Origin of the sequence: Corallococcus sp. AB045, assembly GCF_003668895.1 — a bacterium.
Lineage (GTDB): Bacteria > Myxococcota > Myxococcia > Myxococcales > Myxococcaceae > Corallococcus > Corallococcus coralloides.
The window spans coordinates 1-2,781 of sequence record NZ_RAWN01000392.1 but is presented as its reverse complement, the minus strand read 5'-3'; the positions used below and the strand labels follow the sequence as shown (position 1 = coordinate 2,781).

2 protein-coding genes are annotated in these 2,781 nt (G+C 73.5%); one reads left to right on the top strand and one right to left on the bottom strand.

Translation table 11 applies throughout. The features are described from left to right. Positions 1 to 1,778, top strand: a 1,778-nt coding sequence (gene traC, locus D7Y21_RS40940) for an outer membrane exchange accessory lipoprotein TraC (RefSeq protein ID WP_147469534.1), incomplete at its 5' end; no start/stop codon positions are given. Positions 1,779 to 1,782: 4 nt separating this feature from the next. On the opposite strand, the gene D7Y21_RS40935 is transcribed toward traC, so the two are convergent. Continuing rightward, positions 1,783 to 2,781, bottom strand: a 999-nt coding sequence (locus tag D7Y21_RS40935) for an MFS transporter (protein ID WP_147469533.1), incomplete at its 5' end; no start/stop codon positions are given.

The following is a 2,781-nucleotide window of genomic DNA, read 5'->3' as shown; positions in this document are numbered from 1 at the left end:
ATTCCTCCCGCTGGCTGAGCGCCCTGGCCCTGCTGTCGCTCGTGCTGCTCAGCGGCTGTTCCGCCTTCTCCCGCGCGGTGCGCGAGGGCGACGGCGCCGTGAAGGAGCGCCACTGGGCGGAGGCCGAAGCCGCCTACCTGCGCGCCCTGGCCGCGGATCCGGAGGCCTCCGAGATCACCGTGAAGCTGCGCGCGGTGCGCAGGGAGTGGGGCGAGGAGGTGTACCAGGAGGCCGGTGCCGCCCATTCCTCCGGAGACCTGCCGTCCGCCACCAAGCTGCTGGTGCGCGTGCTGGAGTTGAACCCCGACCATGATGGGGCCCGCGCGCTGCTCGCCCAGACGCTGGATGCGCGCGTCCAGGTGGCCCTGGGGCTGCTCAAGGAGGAGAAGCTCCAGGATGCCCGCGCGGAGCTGGACGCGGTGCTGGCCGTGTCGCCGGACCACGTGAACGCTCGCAAGGGCGTGGACGCCGTGCAGGTGGCGTGGGCCAGGCGCTTCTTCGCCAGCGCGGAGACGCTGGAGAAGGCCGGCAAGCTGGGCAATGCGCTCGTGGCCTACGTGCGCGCGGACCAGGAGCGCGTGGGCGCCACCGCCGCCCGGGAGCGCGCGGAGTCCGTGCGGCAGCGGCTGCGCGACGAGGTGGCCTTCCTGGTGGTCGCCACGCCCGTGGAGGACAACGCCCAGGCCCCCGACGTCGCCCAGCGGTTGAGCGCGGGACGGCTGGCCTCGGCGCTCCCCACGAAGCTGCCCCTGAAGGTCGTGACGGAGGCGCCCCCGGGCCGCGTGGGCGTGAAGCTGGACCTGTCCCTGGAGCGCGTGCTGCCGCTCAAGGCGGTGGAGGATTCGCAGCGCAGCCAGCGCTACCTCGCGGGCAACCGCTCCGTGCCCAACCCCAAGCGCGGCGACAACGAGAAGAAGCTGCTGGAGGCGGAGCGCACCCTGGAGGGCGTGGAGCGCAAGCAGGCCGCCGTGCTGCGCGAGTACCTCAAGGCCCAGTTGGAGCTGGGCACGCTGCGCGACGTCGCCGAGCGCTGCCGTGAGCGGGAGAAGCGCGAGTGCCGCGCGGCCATCCAGGAGTGCGGCGAGGAGGCCCGCGACGCGAAGAGCCCGGGCAAGGTGCCCAGCGAGTGCGACCCGGAGCGCTGCTCCGGCCAGTGCACCCAGGACGAGGGCCTGATGACGATGAAGGCCAAGGCTGCGCGCGTGCTGGAGGTGGCCGTGCAGGTGGCGCTGGACAAGGCGGAGACCCAGCGCACCGAGGTGCAGCGCAACCGCGACTCCGTCTTCCGCGAGCCCATCACCGTGGAGGAGCCCATGTATTCGGACTTCGTCTACGACGTGCAGCTGCACCGGCTCACCGTGACGGCCACCGTGACGTCGGTGATGCGCGACCTGCTGACGCCCCAGCAGGTGCCCGCGCCCAACACGCGGGACTACGCGGTGCTGCACGAGGACCTGGCGCACAAGGGCTATGACCGCTACGGCGTGCTCGCGGACCCCGTGCAGCTGCGCAACGAGCTGGAGCTGCGCGTGGACGCGGGCGACAAGGCCGTGGCGGACGTGGCGAAGCACGTGAAGGAGCGCTTCGACCTGTACCGCGGCAAGCGCGTGGAGGACGCCCGGCGCGGCATGGTGCGCCCCGGCGCGGAGGACGTGGTGGAGACCGCCGTGCGCGCGCTGCTGCTCACCGCGGACGCGCCGCCGCAGGACATCCTCCAGCCCGTCGCCCGCGCGCGCGGCCTCACCCGGCCGGAGGCCCTGCTGGGCGTCGGGCAGTAGCCTCTCAGTCCAGGCTGGCGCTCATCTCCGGGCGCTCCAGCCGCAGTGTCTCCACCCGGCGCCTGCGCGCTCCCGCGATGGTCAGGTGCCACGCGGCGGCGGCCAGGCCCACGCAGAAGCAGCCGGCCCACAGCGCGGCGGCACCCACGTGGCCCAGCATCGCTCCGCCCAGCGCGGGGGCGACGCTGGACGCCAGGCCCCACATCATGTGGTACGCGCCCTGGTAGCTGCCGCGCAGCTCCGCCGGCGCCAGGTCCGCCACCACCGACGGCGCCACCGGCGAGTGGACGATTTCCCCCAGCGTCCACACCGCCACGGCCGCCATCGCGAGCGGCACGGTGGCCGGCAGCGCGTGCAGCCCGAAGCCCACGGCGGTGAGCACGGCCGCCACCGCCAGCGCGGTGGAGCGGCGCACCCGGCCCACGCCTCGCACGACGAACGGCTGGAGCGCGACGATGAGCACTCCGTTGACGGACATCACCAGCCCGTACTGGGCGGGCGTCAGGCCCTGCTGGGTCAGCGTCACCGGCAGGCTCAGGAAGCTCTGGTGGAAGAGCAGGGCCAGCGCGAACACCGGCAGGCAGAAGGCCAGGTACACGCTGTCGCGGAAGGGCGTCAGCATCGCCCCCAGCGGGGAGTGGGACGCGTGCGCCGCTTGGGCCTCCGGGGGCCGCGTCTCCGGCACGAACGCCCAGACGCAGCAGCCGTAGAGGAACGTGGTCACCGCGTCCGCGATGAAGAGCAGCCGGTAGCCCAGCCCCGCGAGCAGGCCCGCCAGCGGCAGCGCGATGGCGAAGCCCAGGTTGATGACCCAGTAGAGCAACCCGTACGCGCGCGCCCGGTCCCGGGGCGGCACCAGGTCCGCCACCGCCGCGGACACCGCCGGCCGGTACAAATCTCCCAGGATGCCCAGGAGGAAGGCCGCCACCGCGATGCTTGCCGGCCTCTCCGAGTGGCCGATGAGCAGCATGGCCCCCGACCCCAGCCACAGGCCCCCCGCGAG